Genomic DNA, 18,321 nt, shown 5'->3' with positions numbered 1-18,321 from the left:
ACTGAAAAAATTTTTAAATTATAATGCTAAAAAAAATATGTTTACTGATCAATATCCCTGCAGCTTTCTTTTATTTGAAAGCTCAGGATGTATCAGTAATTACAAATACTGCGGATGTTTATTCTGGCAATCCTATTAGCGGAAGTGCAAAATTCAATTCTATGGCGGGATCCATGGGAGCTTTAGGTGGCGACATTTCTTCTTCAAGTGTTAACCCAGCTGGTATTGGTGTTTTCATAACCAGCGATGTAAGCTTTACATTGGGCGTTACCAATAATAAGAATACAACCACTTTTGCGGGAACATCTATAGATGCGAAAAACAATAAAACGGACATCAGCAATGCAGGAGGTGTTTTATCAATAGACCTTACTAATTCTAGCAGCAATTGGAAATTTGTAAATATAGGATTCAATTATTCGTCACAAGTTCTAGATAATTATTCATTGTCTGCGGGAAATCAGAATATCAAGATATTGGATGATTTCTCTTATCCCGACAAGAAGATTAATTATACCTATTTTGGGCATCAATATGGCAGAACCGGAGATTTGTCAAAAACAAATGTAACTGTTGGTGCCAATTATGATAACCGTCTTTATTTTGGTGTTGGTCTTAATTTTCATAATTCGTATTTGCAACAGTACGATTCTGCAGATTTCTCGGCAGATAATAGAAATTCAGTCTTATCATATAATAAACAATACACAGATTTTGCTGAAAACTCTAATGGTTTCTCTGCCAATATTGGTATGATTGCCAGAGTTGGTAACCAGTTCCGCTTCGGCGCAGCTGTGGAAACACCTACATGGTGGTCTCTTGACAGGGCTTTTAACCAATATTATTTTGGTAATAATCAATACGATACATACAATGAGGACAGAAGGTTTGCCAGTCCAATGAAGGTAAGCCTAAGTGCTGCTTTTGTTCCTAGTAAAAACTTTTCTCTAAATGTGGATTATATACAAGGGGTTACAAAACCAAAATATCATGTAGACGGAACTCCAGAGAGTGATCTTAATGATTTTTTCAGCAGCCAATATAAAAATACATCCGAAGTAAGAGCCGGTGCTGAGTACCGGATTGCAGGGTTTAGACTGCGTGGTGGCTATGCTTACCAAGGTAACAATTTTGATAATATGTCTTTTTTGGCTTATAACAATGATGGATCAGCATCTAATCAGGCATTTTCTAATCTTTTTGTAGGCCAGAGAAATGTTATAGGCGCCGGTATTGGCTACGATTTTAAAGCATTTTACATAGATGCTGCTTATCAAAATATCTCTTCCAAATATAAAAGTCCTTTTTTACAGGGAAATCCCGATGACAATTCAGGATACTTTAATGGCGGTTATGATGTAAACAGTGATGCTTACGCAGTTTCCGATGTTAAAACCAACAAGAATAACTTTTTTATCACATTAGGCTGGAAATTTTAAAAAATTTATAAAGCACATAAAAAAATCCCACAATTATTAGATTGTGGGATTTTTTACTTTTGATTAATCTCTTCGGCTTCTTCCATCAGTTTGAGATAGGTAATATATCTGCTTTCCTCTATTTCACCAGTTTCCAAGGCTGCAATCACCGCGCATTTTGGTTTTTTAATGTATGATGGAAAATAAGGCTGAAAAATATCAAAATATCGCCATCAGTCCACGATGGTTTTCCCACAAAACAGCAGGTTGTTGAAGTTAATCGTTAACCTTAAATATCAGCAACCTTTTCCATCTATCAAATATTTTCAATTCCATTCAGGACAGTTTGATGAATCACTAAACAAATCAGGTAGTAAATTTTGGAAACTCCTATAAAAAAAAACCGTGCTGTATTACAACACGATTTTTTTCTAATAGCAGTCCTACTTATTAATCTATAATTACTTTGGCAGACTGATTTTTTGTTTTTACTATATAAATACCTCTAGGTAAATTATCTAATTTCACTTTACTTCTATTTTTTACCTGACTAATTGTCTGCACCAGCTGACCATTAACATTGTAAACCAAAAGATCTTGTTTACCGATAAGACCGTCAACGTAGAATGCATGATTTTTAACAGGATTTGGGTAGACTGAAAGTTTTTGAGTGTCAAGATCCGCTTCGCCTGTTGCCATAGCATCATAACAAGTCCAAGACCGGTTGTCAAAAGATACTCGGTTATTGCTGCCGTCTGATAATTCTATAACTACATTACCGGCAACCTGATGCTTCTTTTATCTGCATCGAGCAATTTTGAAAACATTGATATAATAAATATTTTTTCCAGGCTTATGAGGTTCAAGTCAAAAGAAAAAGTTTAGCAGTTTCAAATCTTGATAAAAGACCTATAAGTCTGATTAATAGAAAAGATTTTGAACTATCAAGTGATTATTACCCTGACGATTTCTTCTGACATCCCCGTCTGCTTTTCAATACTTAATTCTGATATAGCACTTTTAGTAGCATAATTTTGGGCAAATAATTTGCATATCCACCAATGAATTATGTTGACTAAAAACTTCCAAACTTCATTCTCTGCCTTCAATAAGTATCTGCAAAAAGTTTTCTAAAAATTGCTATTATTTCTGAAAAGTTAATGGTGTTTTAACATTGCTGTAACTGTCGATGCTTGCCTTTAGCGAACCAACTGCTAATTCTGCTTTGATGAGTATGGGAACCCTATTGCTGTCATTAGATACCCACATGGTTACTCCTTCCTTTTCTTTAAAAACGCGCCCACTCATTACAGAAGGAATAATTTTGAGACATTGTATTTTCCCAAATTTTGTAGGAATATTTTCAATACCTGCCACTTTTAATTGGAAAGGAAAAAGCTCATCATCTACCCAAACGTTCATTCTTATTACACTACCTACCCTTAAGTGATCTGCAGATAAGCTTCGCAAATAGTAAAAACAGGACAACATATCCTGAACATCTCCCGGTACTTTAACTGTTTTTGCCGGCCGGTCCGTATGCTTTTTATCTACCAGAACCAATGTATTGTTGTTATTATTAAAAGTGCTTTGAAGATGCTGAGTATAGCTGCCCTCAGAGACATTTCTCACATAGAAAAGCGGTTCTTTGTTCTCATTCACATAACTTTCGTACACATCTTCTACTTTGAAAAAAGCTTTGGCTGCCCCACTTGTTTTACCTGTTCCCCTAATATAGAATGCCTGCTGACCTTTATAGGAAGTCTTGGTTGTGGCTAATGTTGCATTACCAGCAGTAATAAAACCATAATGTATCCTGTAATTTAAAACCTCACCTGCGTTGATATTGTCGTACTGCCCAAATGCTGCTGCATAAAAAAATAAAACGACAATGCTAATAAAATACTTCATTAATAACTGTTTATTACAATACTAAGACAAATTTTTTGCCAAATGTATAAAATTAAAAGTCTGCTTTATGGTATCGAATAACTTTTTAAAATAAAATTTTATAATGATTTTATCTTCTCTATAAATTCATCTACCTTAGATGAATCTGTTGACCAAGAGGTAATCAAACGAATGGCAGAATGATTATCGCCCAGTCTTTGCCAAATGTAAAAATCAAAGTCAGCCTGCAGCTTTTCTATCTGGGAATGGCTAAGGATTGGAAAAATCTGATTGGTAAAAGTGTCAGATAAAAATGCAAATCCTCTTTCCTGAAATGCCGCCTTAATCCTCATCGCTTGGACATTGGCATGATGAGCCAAATTAAAGTAAAGATCATCCTTCATCAACTCCAAAAACTGGATACCCAACAATCGCCCTTTGGCAAGAAGCGCTCCCTTTTGTTTGATATTAAAATCGAAATCCTGTTTTAGCCGATCATTGGTTATAATAATAGCTTCGCCCAGAAGTGCCCCATTTTTGGTACCTCCCAGATAAAAAACATCCGTAAGCTGAGCAACATCCGCAAGCATTAAATCGTTTTTTTCACTGGTAAGGGCGTGACCTAATCTGGCACCATCCATAAAAAGATAGAGCTGTTTCTCTTTACAAAAAATTGATAAATCCTGAAGTTCCTGTTTAGAATAAATGGTCCCAATTTCTGTAGAATTGGAGATGTAAACCAATTTTGGTTTCAGCTGATGAGGCCTGTTGGTATGGGTATCCAAAACAGATTGAATATGCGCTGGCGTCAGCCTACCATCATCCGTGGTTACACTATGTATTTTATGACCTGTTGATTCAATAGCCCCAGTTTCATTAGTAAAAATATGGCCCGTATCTGCTGCAATAACACTTTCATAAGGCCGAAGAATCGCCGAAATCACCAAGAGATTGGCCTGAGTGCCGCCACTTACAAAATGGATGTCCACATCTGTATCCAATTTTTGCTGAATGCGCTTTTTGGCTTCGGCAGAATAGTCATCTTCGCCATAGCCGCTTTGCTGAACCAGGTTGGTTTTGGATAATGCTTCCAGAATATTGGGATGGCAGCCTTCTGCATAATCATTTTTGAAAGAGTATTTGATCATGGATTATGTTTTTTTGACCCTGCAAAGTTATATATTTTGCGTGAGGGCGAAGGGCATTGTCGGAGCTCGTTTTTGTTTTTTACTTAAATGAATAATGAACCCTACGAAAAACAAAAACAGCGACTGCCCGCAGACCGGCCCGCTTACCCCGCGAGGAATTTGTTTTTCCCACCCAACGCCTATCGGGGTAAAGGGACACGCCCCAAAATTTGTTAGATCAATTTATTATAAAATCTAACTTTTAGTTATCTTTGGGCTATGAATTCTTTAACCGAAGAAAATTACTTGAAAGCCCTCTATCACCTTGCTGATGAGCATGAGGAAGTGTCTGTGAATGATCTTAGCCGTCATCTGCACATCAAAATGCCTTCTGTAAACAGCATGATTAAAAAATTTGCAGAGAAAAAATGGGTTATTTATGAATCCTACAAACCTGTAAAACTAACCGAAAGCGGAAAAAAAGAAGCCTCCCTCATTGTCCGGAAACACCGCCTTACCGAGATGTTTCTGGTGGAAAAAATGGGTTTTGGCTGGGAAAATGTGCATGAAATTGCGGAGCAGCTGGAACACATCCATTCGGATAAGTTTTTTGATAAGATGGATGAGATCCTTAATTACCCAAAAGTAGATCCTCATGGCGAACCAATCCCCGACAAAGAAGGCCACGTGGTGCAACCCGACCTTAAGAAGCTAAGCCAGTGCACAGAAAATGAGATTGTAAAACTCAGTTCTGTCACCACTTCTTCTGAAGAGTTTCTTAACTTTCTTAATAAAAGGGAACTGATGTTGGGTACCACCATTTTGGTCTTGGGAAAAGAAGACTTTGACCAATCGATGCAGGTAAAATACCATAACCAAACTGAAACGCTGAGCAAAACGGTTTGCGACAGGTTGCTTGTAAAGCCGGAATAACAACAACGGATCATCAAATTGCTAACCTAAATTTTACTGACAAAACTCAACTTACCCAGATTTGGTCGCCTTCAGACAGCGTATGTTATGGCTTAATTGCTATATTTGCACTCAAATTTTAAGACAATGAATGCATTTATAGAAGAGCTAAAATGGCGCGGACTTTTTTCTGACATGACGCCGGGAACGGAAGATCAACTGGATAAAGAGATGACCAAAGCTTACATTGGGTTTGATCCCACTGCAGATTCTTTGCATATCGGAAGCCTTATCCAGATCAAAATCCTAGCCCATTTTCAACAGCACGGCCACCAGCCGATTGCCTTGGTTGGCGGTGCAACAGGGATGATTGGAGACCCTTCCGGCAAATCTGCAGAGCGTAATCTTTTGGACGAGAAAACGCTGCTCTATTATGTTGACTGTCTCAAAAACCAACTATCAAGATTCCTCAAATTTGATGGCGATGCAGATAACAGAGCCCTTCTTGTCAATAATTATGACTGGATGAAGGATTTTACCTTCCTTGATTTTGCCAAAAATATCGGGAAACACATCACGGTTAACTATATGATGGCCAAAGATTCGGTGAAAAAACGTTTCTCCGGGGATTCTGGCGTGGATGGGATGAGTTTTACCGAGTTCACTTACCAGCTTTTACAAGGTTACGATTACCTCCACCTGTACCAGAACGAAGGCGTGAAACTGCAAATGGGAGGTTCTGACCAATGGGGAAATATCACTACCGGGACAGAACTCATCAGAAGAAAAGCCCAGGGTGAAGCTTATGCACTTACAGTTCCTTTGATTACAAAAGCGGACGGTTCCAAATTTGGCAAATCCGAAAGTGGCGAGAATTACTGGCTGGATGCTAAGAAAACGTCGCCTTATAAGTTCTACCAATTTTGGCTGAATGCAACCGATGATGATGCAGAACGCTTTATCAAATTCTACACCTTCCTTCCAAAAGAAGAAATCGAATCTTTGATTGAAGAGCATAAAACTGCGGCTCACGAAAGAAAACTTCAGAAAAAGCTAGCTGAAGAAGTAACCGTTTGGGTTCATGGAAAAGAAGAATTTGAAAGAGCATTAAAAGCTTCTCAAATCCTGTTCGGGCAGTCAACCGCAGAAGATTTGGTAAGTTTGGATGAAGAATTGTTCCTTCAGATTTTTGATGGTGTTCCTCAAAAAGAAATTTCAAAATCTGAATTGGTTGGTAGCAATATCGTTGATTTGATTTCGGAAAAATCTGGCTTCCTAAAATCCAAAGGCGAAGCCAAAAGAGAATTAGCAGGCAATGCTATCTCCGTCAACAAAACCAAAGTTGGCGAAGATTTTTCGGTATCCAAAAGTGATTTGATTGATGGGAAATTTCTTCTTCTACAAAAAGGTAAAAAGAATTATTTCATCGTAAAAGGAATTTAAATATCACAACTTATTAATTAGTTCAATTACATTTTTATAAATGGCAGTTATCATTTTTATCATAGTACTTTGGTACTCCGGTCTATTTTTTCAGACATTTTTTCTCCATCGTTATGCGGCACATCAGACATTCAGGATGTCAAAATTTGGTGAAAAATTATGTTATGTTTTAACTTGGGTTACGCAAGGCTCCAACTATCTTTCGGCTTATGGTTATGGTGTAATGCACCGGCTACACCATGCTTATGCAGACACCGAAAAAGATCCGCATTCTCCAAAATATGACGCCAACCTTTTTGCGATGATGTGGAGAACAAAAAAAATATATCAGCAAATCAACGAGCAAAAAGCAAAAATAGAAGATAAGTTTACGAAGAATGTACCGCAATGGAAAGGCTTTGACAAGTTTGCGAGCTCTTGGGCTTCCAGAATTGGATGGGCTGTTTTGTACACGCTGTTCTTTTACTTTTTTGCAACAGCCTGGTGGCAGTGGCTTTTGTTGCCTGTCGCTTACATGATGGCGCCTATCCACGGTGTTATCATCAATTGGTTTGGTCACATCTACGGTTATGTCAACTTTAAAGTTTCCGATACTTCCAAAAACCTACTCCGTTTTGATTGGCTGATGATGGGTGAGGCTTATCACAACAACCATCATAAACACGGTGGTAGAGCCAATTTCGGAGGTGTAAGGTGGCACGAGATAGATGTTACTTATTACATTATGATTCTTCTGGACAAGATGAAATTAATCAAACTGAATCCTGTCTCAGTCGTAAAAAGAGAAATTTAATTTTGAATAAGTTTAGGTTAGAGTTATCCGAATAAATTCTTAGTTATCGAAAAAAAAATACCGTTGAAAAATCAACGGTATTTTTTTATTTTAAAGTTTTCAGGAAAAAGCTGTATCGGTTGAATACTAAGCTTTTATAAAGATTATCAAAAAAGTCAGGTAACGATTTGGTAACGGTGCTTACTGCTTTGCTTTTCAACGTGTTTCCGTTAGCTCAAGACAAATATACAAAAATAGAAGGATAGGTTTTAATTTTCCTATCCTTTATTTATCACTCTTAATTTTTTTTGATTCTTATTAATACCTACTAGAATAAAACATTAATTTCCTGATATCCCATTAACAAAAGTGTCTACGAATCCTATGATTTTATTTAGAATGCGATCTCCGATTTCCTTAGATTTTAATACACTCGGTCTGCCTTCTTTTCGTAAATCTAAAATTTCTTTTCGCAAAGGTTCACGTTCTGTAAAAAGATAGTTTTCGATTAATCTTTCGGTTTTTTCTTCAGATAGATTTTCAGTTTTAACTAATTCTTGAAGTGCTTTTTCTTGTTCTATATTCCAGAATTTTTCAAATTCTTCGGGAATAGTATCCGTATCTTTAATATTTGGTAGACTCTCTTGAATAAATTTATCAATCAATTCTCTTTTACTTCTTAATGAAACCTCAGTGTTTAATAAGTTGGCAATCTCTTTTTCAATGCTTTCTTTATCTTTCGCACTGTGTTTGGACGTGAATTTGACCAACAATTGGATAATATATGTAACATTAATCGTATCACGTCTTATCAATTCTAATTCAAAATCTATATCATTGAGAATAGATGTTTTTTCAGGTGAAGGATCTGTTCCCAGTCCATCTTTTAAATCCAAATACTTACTCGTGTAATCTGCAAATAGTTGTTCTTCAATCTGTAAATCATCCCAAGTAAATTCTGTATAATGGCTCATCTTCTTGTGAAGGCGCATCAAAGCACGAAAAGCTAAGATAAACTCCAATTTATCTTCTTCTGAATATAATCCATCAACAGACGTAACTTCTGGAACGATTTCTAATAATTTTTGTGTTGCTTCGTTAAATTTATCAACATAAATCTCATAAGGTTCAACTATAATTTCATCAATAGCTTCCTTATTACTGAACAAAGCAATAGCTTCGTCTGTTTTGTCTTTTAAATTTCTGAAACAGACAATATTTCCTTGGGTTTTATTCTTATCTAATATACGGTTGGTTCTACTAAAAGCTTGTATCAGTCCATGATATTGAAGATTTTTATCAACATATAAGGTGTTCAAAGATTTGCTGTCGAATCCTGTCAAAAACATATTAGCAACTAATAAAATATCCGCTTCATGTTTTGGGTGTTTCGATTTTTTAGCTACGGCATTGTAATAATTGTAATATCCTTCGTTGTCTTTGATATTTTGCTTTTCACCAAACATCTCATTAAAATCTTCAACATAATTTTCCAATAACTCTCTACGGTGCGGTTTATATCCGTATTCAGTTTGAGGTTCAGCAGCCATATTGATTTGAGCAGCTACTTGTTCTTCCATTTCTTCTTCATTCTGAGCAAAACTGAAAATAGTTGTTATTTTAAGATTATGCTCCCCATTTAATTTTTTACGTTTAAAAATTTCATAGTATTGAATAACGGAATCAATATCCTGTACACACATCATCGCACAAAATTTCTTGTTTTGTGTTTTCTGATCATGATGTTGAATGATATAATCTACGATTGCTTCTTTGCGTTCAGGTGCTTCAAAAACTTCCGTTTCGTTAATTTGCTCTACTTTTAAATCAATGATATGTTCTTTCTGTTTGAAAGTCTGAATATATTCTACAGAAAACTTCAGAACATTCTCATCACGTATGGCATCAGTAATTACATATTTATGCAGACACTTTCCAAAAAGACTTGCTGTGGTTTTCATTCCGTCAGAATTCTTCTCTAAAATTGGTGTGCCTGTAAAACCAAACAACTGAATGTTAGTGAAATAATTTACGATGTTTTTATGCGTATCACCAAATTGCGAGCGGTGACATTCATCAAAAATAAAGACCATTCTTTCATTCTGAATAGCTTTCATTTTGCCAAAATTTCTGATTGAAATCGCATTATTCAGTTTCTGAATAGTTGTAACAATGATTCGAACATTCGGATCATTAAATTTTCGAACTAAATCATCTGTATTAGTAGCAGAACTAACAGAACCTTTACTGAAATTATCATATTCCTGATTGGTTTGATAATCTAAATCTTTCCTATCTACCACAAAAACCACCTTTTTAATGGCTGGAATATTAGATAAAATCTGACTAGCTTTAAAACTGGTTAAAGTTTTACCACTTCCTGTTGTATGCCAAATATATCCGTTTTTTTCAATATTATAACCGTTCAGAATTTCGTTTTCTTTTACCTTTTTGATTATGTTTTCTACCGCATAGTACTGATACGGTCGAAGCACCATTAATGCTTTGGCAGTTTCATTCAACACAATGTACTTACATATCATTTTACTGATATGACAAGGTTCTAAAAAAGCATCCGTAAAACCATTCAGTATGTTGTTGAGTGGATTATTCTGTTCGTCTGTCCAGTGAAAAGTCTGAAGATATTCCTGCTTGTTTATTCCGAAATTGCTAAAATATTTGGTGTTTACCCCGTTACTGATAACGAATAATTGTACAAAATGAAACAAACCTTTTCCAGCACCAAAGCTATGTTTTTGATAGCGGTTGATTTGGTTAAATGCTTCCTTCATTTCCAAACCTCTTCGCTTTAACTCAATTTGTACTAATGGCAAACCGTTTATCAACAGCGTAACATCATAGCGATTTTGATATTTTCCTTCCTGTGTAATCTGATTGGTTACCTGATACTCATTTTGACACCAATGTTCTACATTAAGAAATTCAAAATATAGATTATCGCCATTATCCCTAACGATATGATGCTTCTTTTCTCTTAATACCTTGGCTTTTTCAAAGACAGATCCCTTATTGAGAATGTTTAATACTTTTTCAAATTCACTCTCACTAAATTGTATATGATTGTGCTTTTCTAATTGCGTTTTAAGGTTTGCCAACAAAGATTTTTCATCAGCTATAGTAATATATTTATATCCCAATTTTTGTAATTGGATAAGGAGTTGTTCTTCTAAAATTTGCTCAGACTGTTTGCTCAAAATAATTATGAATTAGGAGTTAACCGTGTTTTTTTATCTACACACAAATTTAACAAAATAAAGTGATCTCAATTCATTAGCGCCTCCTAATTCATAATATAAACTTACCTCAAAGCTTTAAACATCTGTTCAATGGCTTTCTTCTTTTGTTCCATATTTGGATGAACATATAAATTTAATGTTGTACTTATATTTGAGTGTCCCAATAATACACTAACTGTTTTGTAATCACAATTACTTTCGATACATCTTGTGGCGAAGCTGTGTCGTAACCCGTGAAATTTAAGTTCAGGCATTTTTAATTCCTTCATTAAGTTCTTGTAATAGCTTCTATAGGTTCTTGGCTCCGTGGGTTTGGCATCGTTTGTCAATACAAAGAACGAGGGATTAACTATCTTTTTAAATGGTTTGAGTATTCGCAATAAATCTTTACTTATTGGAATCTCACGAATAGAATTTTTTGTTTTAGGTGTATCAAGAATGAGTTCTGTTCTTCTATTCCCATCTTCTATAACATATATACGTTGAATTGTACGATTAACGCTGATTATGCCGTTGTCTATGTCAATATCTTTCCAAGTTAAAGCACATATTTCTCCGATGCGCATACCAGCACTCAGGCAAATGTAAACGCCTAAATTTCTAAATGTAAAATGTTCTTGTATATAGTTCATTATTTTTTTCTGATCAGTCTTGGTTAGCACTTCAATATTATGCTTTTCTCGTTCAGTAGGAAACTGAATATCAAAAGGGGTATACTGTAACCATTTGTTTTTAGCTCCAAATTTCAAAATCATTTTCAGAACAATTAAAATATCCTTAATTGTTTTATGACTTAAACCCGTTTCCAATTTTTGAAAAACAAAGCTTTGGACATCAGCTTCCTCAATCGCAATTTTGTTGCCGAAATTAGGCAGTAGATGATTTTCAATCAATAGCGTATAAGCTGAGAAACTTGACTTTTTTACATACTGTTTTTTGTCTATTTTCCATAGATCGATAACTTCTGAGAGTTGTTTTTGTTCATTCATTATAATTTAATTTTTTAAAATTTCAAAGGAAAGCAATTAAGGACACTTTATCCCCCAGATGGATTTGGAACTAAGTTCCCAAATTTGAGATTTCCTGAGTTTACTGAGGAGTGGGAAACTAAGAAGTTGGGGGAGATTGGTGATGTGAAAATGTGTAGAAGAATCTTTAATGATGAAACTGAACCAATGGGTGATATTCCATTTTTTAAAATTGGTTCATTTGGAAAAGAAGCTGATGCATTTATTTCAAAGGAATTATATTTGGATTATAGAAAGCGATTTTCATTTCCTAAAAAAGGAGATATTTTAATTTCTGCGGCAGGAACAATCGGGAGAACAGTTGTCTATGATGGAAACGACGCTTACTTTCAAGATTCTAATATTGTTTGGATTGATAATGATAATAAAAATATCACAAATGAATTTTTGTATTATATTCTACAAATAGTGAAATACAATACGGAAGGTGGAACAATTCAACGGTTGTATAATAATGTTCTGAAATCAACAAAATTTAGTTCTCCTTCAATCCAAGAACAGGAAAAAATCTCAACATTTCTGTCGCTTGTTGACAAAAGAATTCAAACCCAAAACAAAATAATTGAGGAGTTGAAATTATTAAAGATTACGATTCGCTATCAACTATACGAACGAATTCTTAATCAAGAAAATGAATATGTTCAAGTTAAGGATACTTTAACCTATGAACAGCCAACTAAATATTTGGTAACAAATACGGATTATTCATCTGATATTTCGTTAATTCCAGTTCTAACTGCAAATAAAGCTTTTATATTAGGATATACCGATGAAGAATTTGGTGTTTATGACAAAGGTCAATGTATCATTTTCGATGATTTTACAATGGATATAAAGTTTGTTAATTTTCCATTCAAAGTAAAATCTTCAGCAATTAAAGTACTGACAGCGAAACCAAACGTGAACCTAAAATTTATATTTGAGTATTTGTCATTTTTAAATCTATCATCAAATGAACACAAACGGCATTATATCTCTGAAATTGAGACTATGGAAATGCAATTACCAAATTATATTCAACAAACATATGTTGCAGATTTTCTAGCAAGTATTGACGATAAAATAAAAACTGAATTTGAAATTCATACGCTATTACTTAAGCAGAAACAATACTTGTTAGCTAATTTATTTATATAAATAAATTAGCTAACAAGTATCTCTTTTGTTTTTCAAATTTATGCAATAGTTGGCTTTCAATATCAATCTTTGAATCTATAGATGAAAGGTAATCAGCAATCTTTTTTTGCTCTTCAATACAAGGTAAATCAAATTTAATTCTCGCAAAATTGTCGTAGAAAAGATAATCTCTTACTCCCCCTTCAACATTTCTTAAAACTTCTCTATTAAAAAAATCTGTCTTTAGATATTGATATAGAAAGTTGTCATTTACGGTGTTATCTGTTTTAAAACAAACATACAATGAACTGATAATAATATTCTCTAAGTTTTCACTATAGCCAATAGACCCCACATTAATTCTTGCTGGATTATAGGCAAAGGTGTTCTTGTTAATTATTTTGTATAATTTAATATCGTAGCCTCTATCTTCGCTATCAACTCCCTCGAATTGCTCACTTTGCGGAACGAATCCTAATTTGTTATTTATAGAATAAACAGGAAGCTTTTCGTTATTTTTATTTCTCTTATTTACAAGAGTTGTAACCTCTCCCAACTTTTTAGTATTCCAATCTATATAGTTTTCATTGTTTCCATTTTTAAATCTCAATTGACGTGAGAATAATTTCTTACTAATCGTAATCACATAGGAAATAAAATCCTTAATTAAAGGGCTTTGTCAGAAACTAATTCTAAAGCAAGTGCCGAATAAAAAATTAAGTGATTGCGTCTCTTGTTATTCATCATCATTAACAGAATCGAATGTAATTGATAAAAATGGAGTTTATCCAGTTTATGGAGCTACAGGTGTTATTGCATTTACGGAAAATCCACAAATTAATGAAGATGCCGTTTTAATAATAAAAGATGGTTCTGGAGTTGGAAAGGTTCAATACGCATCGGATAAGTTTTCGGTTATTGGTACTTTGAACTATTTAACTGTAAAACCAGATGTTAATTTGAAGTATATTTTTTTCTGTTTAAAATTCTTCAACTTTGAGAAATACAAAGTTGGCTCTGGGATTCCACATATCTATTTCAAAGATTATGGAGAATCATTAATTTTTTGTCCATCACTTGATGAACAAGGTAAAATTGAGAAATTACTATCATCAATTGATGAGAAAATAAAGATTGAAAAGACGTTAGTAAAAAAATATGAGATACAAAAAAAGAACCTGTTGCAGAACCTGTTTATATAAATAGGTTCTGCAACAGATATTGTTTTTGACAATGGTATTTATCTAAAACACTTTTCTCGGTTTCAATTTTTGCATCTATCGAAGACAAGAATATGGAAATTCTGGTTTGTTCGTCTATAGATGGAATTAAGATTTTAAACTTCGAAAATTCAGTTTTATTTATAATTGGTAGAGTTGATGAACTTTGGGTTGACTTAATATAATCAGAAATATTTTTAATTGCATAAAATAGAAACTCACTATCAAAACAAGAATGAGGTATTACAGAATTTATTTGTTGATTTGTTACACAAGGGTTTAGAGATAAACTCATTTTTCCAATTGAAGCAATACAAGTAAACATTATGCTCTTTTGAGGAAGAATTTTTAGGTTATCAGCCTTCTTAATTGTCCGTTCCGTTGAATGTTGATATTTATTCTCTGTTATGTCTGTTGGTGTTACAAATTGAATATCTCCATTCCATAAATCTAAATCTTTAGTACTGGGTGTTTTTCCTGTAATTATTTCTCCTATTTCTCCCAAACTCTTCAATTCCCATTCTCTCATAAAACCTTTAAATCTAATTTTCTGAGAAAACAGCTTTTCACTTAGCCCTTTAATTAAGGTTTCTAATTGTCCAATTATTTTGTTTTGGGCTTGAATACGTTCGTCAATTAGAGATAAGAATGTGGCAATTTTTTGTTGTTCCTCAACACATGGAATATTAATATCTATTTGTTCAATTGTAGATTTTGAAAGGCTTGGAACTCCAGATGCTTCATTATATTTTAACCAATTTATCTGTTCAAAAATATTATAGACGAATTTTGGTAAGACATTTTTAAAAGAATGAGTATAAAAAAGAGTATCAACAGTCCAAAATTTCCCATTGAAATACAAGGGTTTGTTAATAGTTCCTTTTCTCCCTATACAAACACTTTCTCCTTCGTATAAAAAATCATCAACAGAAGCCATATACCCACCTGTTCCAAACACTGGAATAGTACCTTTTGATAAATGCTTGTAATCTTTCCCACTACCAATAGTCAAAATACTTGCTATTTTTTCTCTATTCCACTCTTCGGTAAACTCTGGAAATCTCAAATTTGGGAACTTAGCCACATTTTTATTATCTTTTTGTATCTTGGTCATCGTATTATCTTCTTATTCAGCATTAGGGATTTAATCTATTTGCTTTTTTATTTTTATTTTGTACCTTTGCATCAGCTCAGTAACCATTTCTTTATTGGATGTAAGTGTTAAAGGAGTATAAGAAGCCGTTTAGTTCCGCTAAGCGGTTTTGGCTTTTATATACGTTTCGTATTCTTTTAACAACTTCCTTTTTCGGTGTTCTGTTTCAATATAGTAAGCTGTTATGAACATATAATATTCTCCTCTGTCTGTTAAAATCACAATATAATTTTCAGATTCATTAAACAAAACAATACGTTCATCTTTCCCTCTTACATTTTTCCACATGAGAATTTCTTTGTGTTCAAAGTTTTCTATAACAAATTTTGGAAAACGGATACGTTCCATTCTTCTAAAATCTGGTTGTCTATTGGTTTGGTCTTCTCCTTCGTGTGTAATGCGATAAAATGTACGGTGCATTCCGTCCACTTCAGGATATTTTCTTACAGCTACTTTTAGCCCTTCATAATTGGGTTGAGTTTTAATAAAATCATTATGAAAAACCAAATAAACTGCTTCAAAATATGATGTGAAATCGCCACCAAAATCACTAAATGGTATTAATTCGGGAAATACTAAACTCATACAAAATACGGTTTTTGTGGTTCCCAAATAAAAACGTTGAACTTTCGCTCTTTCAGCAAAGTAGATTTTGTTAAGGAATATTTAGAACGATGTTTAATGAGTTGTATTAATTCATTTTTTGCTTTACTGTTTGCTAATCCTCTATTCACATAAGCGGTAGCTCCCACCAATAAATCTGCCAATTGCAAAATTTCTACTTCGTGAGATCTTACCTGCTGTACTTTTTTAATGATTTCCTTAGAATAATCATATTTATCGTTCCTTAAAACTTGTTCCAGTTTGTGAACTTTTTCTTTGCTTTTGGTATCTTTAATATCAATGTAAATATGATGCGAATTTTCAGGGTTTAGAATGGCTTTTAACATTCCAAAATACATCTTATAGTAAAATGTATCGTGTGTATGATTGAACTTTTCATAATCTATTGCAGATTTATTAGAAACTACAAGCACCCTAAACTGCAAGTCATCATCATCAAAAAAATAATTGATTACATCTTTGTAATACTCGATTTTTGATTTTGAAACTTTGTTCCATTTTAGCTCATAGTAGGTTCGATTGTCATTATCATTCTTTTTATTTTTAGGAATAAGGTTGTGTTTGAGTTTAAAACTATACAATCTTTCAAAAATTTCTTCCTTCTTTTCAATCGGACAATAAACAGCCCCAATAACCATAACAGGCTCTTTGTCATTCTGTAAATGACAACTTTCATCGCAATATATATTGATTGTTGGCTTCATTATAAAAAATTAAAAAACAAGTCCCAATTCTTTGAAATACACATCAATCTCTTTGTCCAGTTGAGCTCTCTTTGCTTCCAAAGATTTAATTTCCTGCATTACAACTTGGATATCGATTTCTTCTTCAGCTTCGAAAGTATCTACATAACGAGGTATATTAAGATTATAGTCATTTTCTGCAACTTCTTGTAAAGTAGCCAAATGACTGTATTTCTCAATTTCGGTTCTATTACGATAAGTTTCCACAATCTTATTGATATGCTCTTCACGTAACATATTTTGGTTCTTAACTTTCTCGAATTCTTTACTTGCATCAATAAATAGGATATGGTCAGGATCTTCCTTACATTTCTTAAACACCAAAATACAAGTCGGAATACCAGTTCCGTAAAAAATATTGGCAGGTAAACCAATTACAGCATCTAAATAATTTTTCTGTTCAATAAGATATTTTCGAATATGTAATTCTGCCGAACCTCTAAACAAGACACCGTGTGGCAATACAATAGCCATTGTTCCGTTTTCAGCAAGATGATGAATCATGTGTTGTACAAAGGCAAAATCTGCTTTGCTTGCAGGGGCTAATTTACCGTATTGACTAAAACGTTCATTACTAAGATGCAGATGATTAGCACTCCAGTTGGCTGAAAATGGTGGATTTGCTACAATGGCTTCTGCTAACAAACCTTCGTGTTGAGGATGTTCTAAAGTGTCTTCCTGTTTGATATCAAATTTCAGATAATGTACGCCGTGCAATATCATATTCATTCGGGCAAGATTGTACGTTGTCCGATTCATTTCTTGTCCATAGAAATTATTGACGTCTTTTACTTCTCTTGCTACACGCAGTAATAATGAACCTGAACCACAGGTTGGGTCATATACCGATTTTAAACGGTTTTTACCAGTCGTAACGATCTTTGCGAGAATTTTAGATACTTCTTGAGGGGTGTAGAATTCGCCCGCTTTTTTTCCTGCACCGCTGGCAAACTGACCAATCAAGTATTCATATGCATCACCTAATACATCTAATTCGGTATGTTCTAATTTGAAATCAATTTCATCAAGATGTACAAGTACTTTTACAATAACAGCATTCCTAGCTTCGGCAGATTTACCCAATTTAGTACTGTTTAGATCCATATCTTCAAACAGGTTATCAAAGTCTTCTTCACTTTGTGTTCCCATTGTACTTAATTGGATATTAGTCAGTATTTTTTGTAAATCTTCTAAGATAAATGTGTTCGTGTCGCTATTACCTCGTTTAGCTATTTCACTGAATAATTCAGAGGGTTTTAGAAAATATCCTAATGTTTCAAGAGCTTCTTCTCTAATAGCTTCAATGTATTCTAAGCCTTCGGCTGTGTTTTCATCAATATTTCTGAATTGGATTTTATCTTCTTCCAAAATGGAGTTCGCATAAATTTCCATTTTTTCAGCCAAATATTTATAAAAAATAAATCCCAAAATATAATCTCGGAATTCATCAGCATTCATTTTTCCACGCAGTGTATTGGCTATATTCCAGAGCTGTTGCTCTAATATTTTCTTCTGTTCTTCTGACATTGAAATAAGCGTTATTTGATTAGGGATTTATTATCCTTAACTCGTAGTGCATTATTAAATTAATTCAATTTTAAGTCTATTCATTTTTCTA

At 33.7% G+C, this 18,321-nt stretch carries 16 protein-coding genes; 6 read left to right on the top strand and 10 right to left on the bottom strand.

Going from position 1 to position 18,321, the window contains the following annotated elements; all coding sequences use genetic code 11:
* The first annotated feature begins 23 nt into the window (after window positions 1-23).
* Window positions 24-1,439: an OmpP1/FadL family transporter gene (locus AC00Y6_RS13250; protein WP_474491085.1), complete on the top strand. Its 1,416-nt coding sequence runs from the start codon at window positions 24-26 to the stop codon at window positions 1,437-1,439.
* Between the two features lie 429 nt (window positions 1,440-1,868).
* Here the strand turns inward: AC00Y6_RS13250 and AC00Y6_RS13245 are convergent, their stop codons facing one another.
* From AC00Y6_RS13245 to AC00Y6_RS13235, 3 genes are all read right to left on the bottom strand, one after another.
* Window positions 1,869-2,117 carry a T9SS type A sorting domain-containing protein gene (locus AC00Y6_RS13245; RefSeq protein ID WP_474491084.1) on the bottom strand — a complete coding sequence of 83 codons (249 nt, stop codon included), beginning with the start codon at window positions 2,115-2,117 and terminating at the stop codon, window positions 1,869-1,871.
* Between the two features lie 444 nt (window positions 2,118-2,561).
* Window positions 2,562-3,329, bottom strand: coding sequence for a DUF3108 domain-containing protein (locus tag AC00Y6_RS13240; protein WP_474491083.1), 768 nt, complete (start codon window positions 3,327-3,329; stop codon window positions 2,562-2,564).
* A gap of 98 nt (window positions 3,330-3,427) precedes the next feature.
* Window positions 3,428-4,456 carry a threonine aldolase family protein gene (locus AC00Y6_RS13235; protein ID WP_474491082.1) on the bottom strand — a complete coding sequence of 343 codons (1,029 nt, stop codon included), beginning with the start codon at window positions 4,454-4,456 and terminating at the stop codon, window positions 3,428-3,430.
* Between the two features lie 258 nt (window positions 4,457-4,714).
* Between AC00Y6_RS13235 and AC00Y6_RS13230 the strand changes: the two genes are divergently transcribed.
* From AC00Y6_RS13230 to AC00Y6_RS13220, 3 genes are all read left to right on the top strand, one after another.
* Window positions 4,715-5,368 (top strand): metal-dependent transcriptional regulator, encoded by a 654-nt coding sequence (locus AC00Y6_RS13230; protein ID WP_474491081.1) that lies wholly within the window; start codon window positions 4,715-4,717, stop codon window positions 5,366-5,368.
* Between the two features lie 126 nt (window positions 5,369-5,494).
* Window positions 5,495-6,790 (top strand): tyrosine--tRNA ligase, encoded by a 1,296-nt coding sequence (gene tyrS, locus AC00Y6_RS13225; protein ID WP_474491080.1) that lies wholly within the window; start codon window positions 5,495-5,497, stop codon window positions 6,788-6,790.
* A 40-nt stretch (window positions 6,791-6,830) separates the two neighbouring features.
* Window positions 6,831-7,583, top strand: coding sequence for an acyl-CoA desaturase (locus AC00Y6_RS13220; protein ID WP_474491079.1), 753 nt, complete (start codon window positions 6,831-6,833; stop codon window positions 7,581-7,583).
* A 320-nt stretch (window positions 7,584-7,903) separates the two neighbouring features.
* Here the strand turns inward: AC00Y6_RS13220 and AC00Y6_RS13215 are convergent, their stop codons facing one another.
* Window positions 7,904-10,777, bottom strand: coding sequence for a type I restriction endonuclease subunit R (locus AC00Y6_RS13215; protein ID WP_474491078.1), 2,874 nt, complete (start codon window positions 10,775-10,777; stop codon window positions 7,904-7,906).
* A 104-nt stretch (window positions 10,778-10,881) separates the two neighbouring features.
* Window positions 10,882-11,808 (bottom strand): tyrosine-type recombinase/integrase, encoded by a 927-nt coding sequence (locus AC00Y6_RS13210; RefSeq protein WP_125349867.1) that lies wholly within the window; start codon window positions 11,806-11,808, stop codon window positions 10,882-10,884.
* Between the two features lie 84 nt (window positions 11,809-11,892).
* Between AC00Y6_RS13210 and AC00Y6_RS13205 the strand changes: the two genes are divergently transcribed.
* Window positions 11,893-12,984, top strand: coding sequence for a restriction endonuclease subunit S (locus tag AC00Y6_RS13205; protein WP_474491077.1), 1,092 nt, complete (start codon window positions 11,893-11,895; stop codon window positions 12,982-12,984).
* On the opposite strand, the gene AC00Y6_RS13200 is transcribed toward AC00Y6_RS13205, so the two are convergent.
* Window positions 12,977-13,609: a restriction endonuclease subunit S gene (locus tag AC00Y6_RS13200; RefSeq protein WP_474491076.1), complete on the bottom strand. Its 633-nt coding sequence runs from the start codon at window positions 13,607-13,609 to the stop codon at window positions 12,977-12,979. The genes AC00Y6_RS13205 and AC00Y6_RS13200 overlap by 8 nt on opposite strands.
* Before the next feature lie 55 nt (window positions 13,610-13,664).
* Between AC00Y6_RS13200 and AC00Y6_RS13195 the strand changes: the two genes are divergently transcribed.
* Window positions 13,665-14,165, top strand: a complete 501-nt coding sequence (locus AC00Y6_RS13195; protein WP_474491075.1) for a restriction endonuclease subunit S — start codon at window positions 13,665-13,667, stop codon at window positions 14,163-14,165.
* Here AC00Y6_RS13195 and AC00Y6_RS13190 read toward each other — a convergent pair.
* The 4 genes from AC00Y6_RS13190 to AC00Y6_RS13175 form a co-directional block, all read right to left on the bottom strand.
* Window positions 14,158-15,297: a restriction endonuclease subunit S gene (locus AC00Y6_RS13190; RefSeq protein ID WP_474491074.1), complete on the bottom strand. Its 1,140-nt coding sequence runs from the start codon at window positions 15,295-15,297 to the stop codon at window positions 14,158-14,160. The two genes, AC00Y6_RS13195 and AC00Y6_RS13190, sit on opposite strands and share 8 nt — an antisense overlap.
* Window positions 15,298-15,435: 138 nt before the next feature.
* Window positions 15,436-15,921 carry a hypothetical protein gene (locus AC00Y6_RS13185; RefSeq protein WP_474491073.1) on the bottom strand — a complete coding sequence of 162 codons (486 nt, stop codon included), beginning with the start codon at window positions 15,919-15,921 and terminating at the stop codon, window positions 15,436-15,438.
* Window positions 15,918-16,664, bottom strand: coding sequence for a DUF3800 domain-containing protein (locus AC00Y6_RS13180; RefSeq protein ID WP_474491072.1), 747 nt, complete (start codon window positions 16,662-16,664; stop codon window positions 15,918-15,920). Before AC00Y6_RS13180 ends, AC00Y6_RS13185 begins: the two co-directional genes overlap by 4 nt.
* Window positions 16,665-16,673: 9 nt before the next feature.
* On the bottom strand, window positions 16,674-18,230 hold the full coding sequence (locus tag AC00Y6_RS13175) for a type I restriction-modification system subunit M (RefSeq protein WP_474491071.1): 1,557 nt from the start codon (window positions 18,228-18,230) through the stop codon (window positions 16,674-16,676).
* Between the last annotated feature and the right edge of the window lie 91 nt (window positions 18,231-18,321).

Source organism: Epilithonimonas sp., from assembly GCF_056329745.1.
Note: the sequence above shows the minus strand (reverse complement) of the source record. Positions and strands in the feature narration are given on the sequence as shown.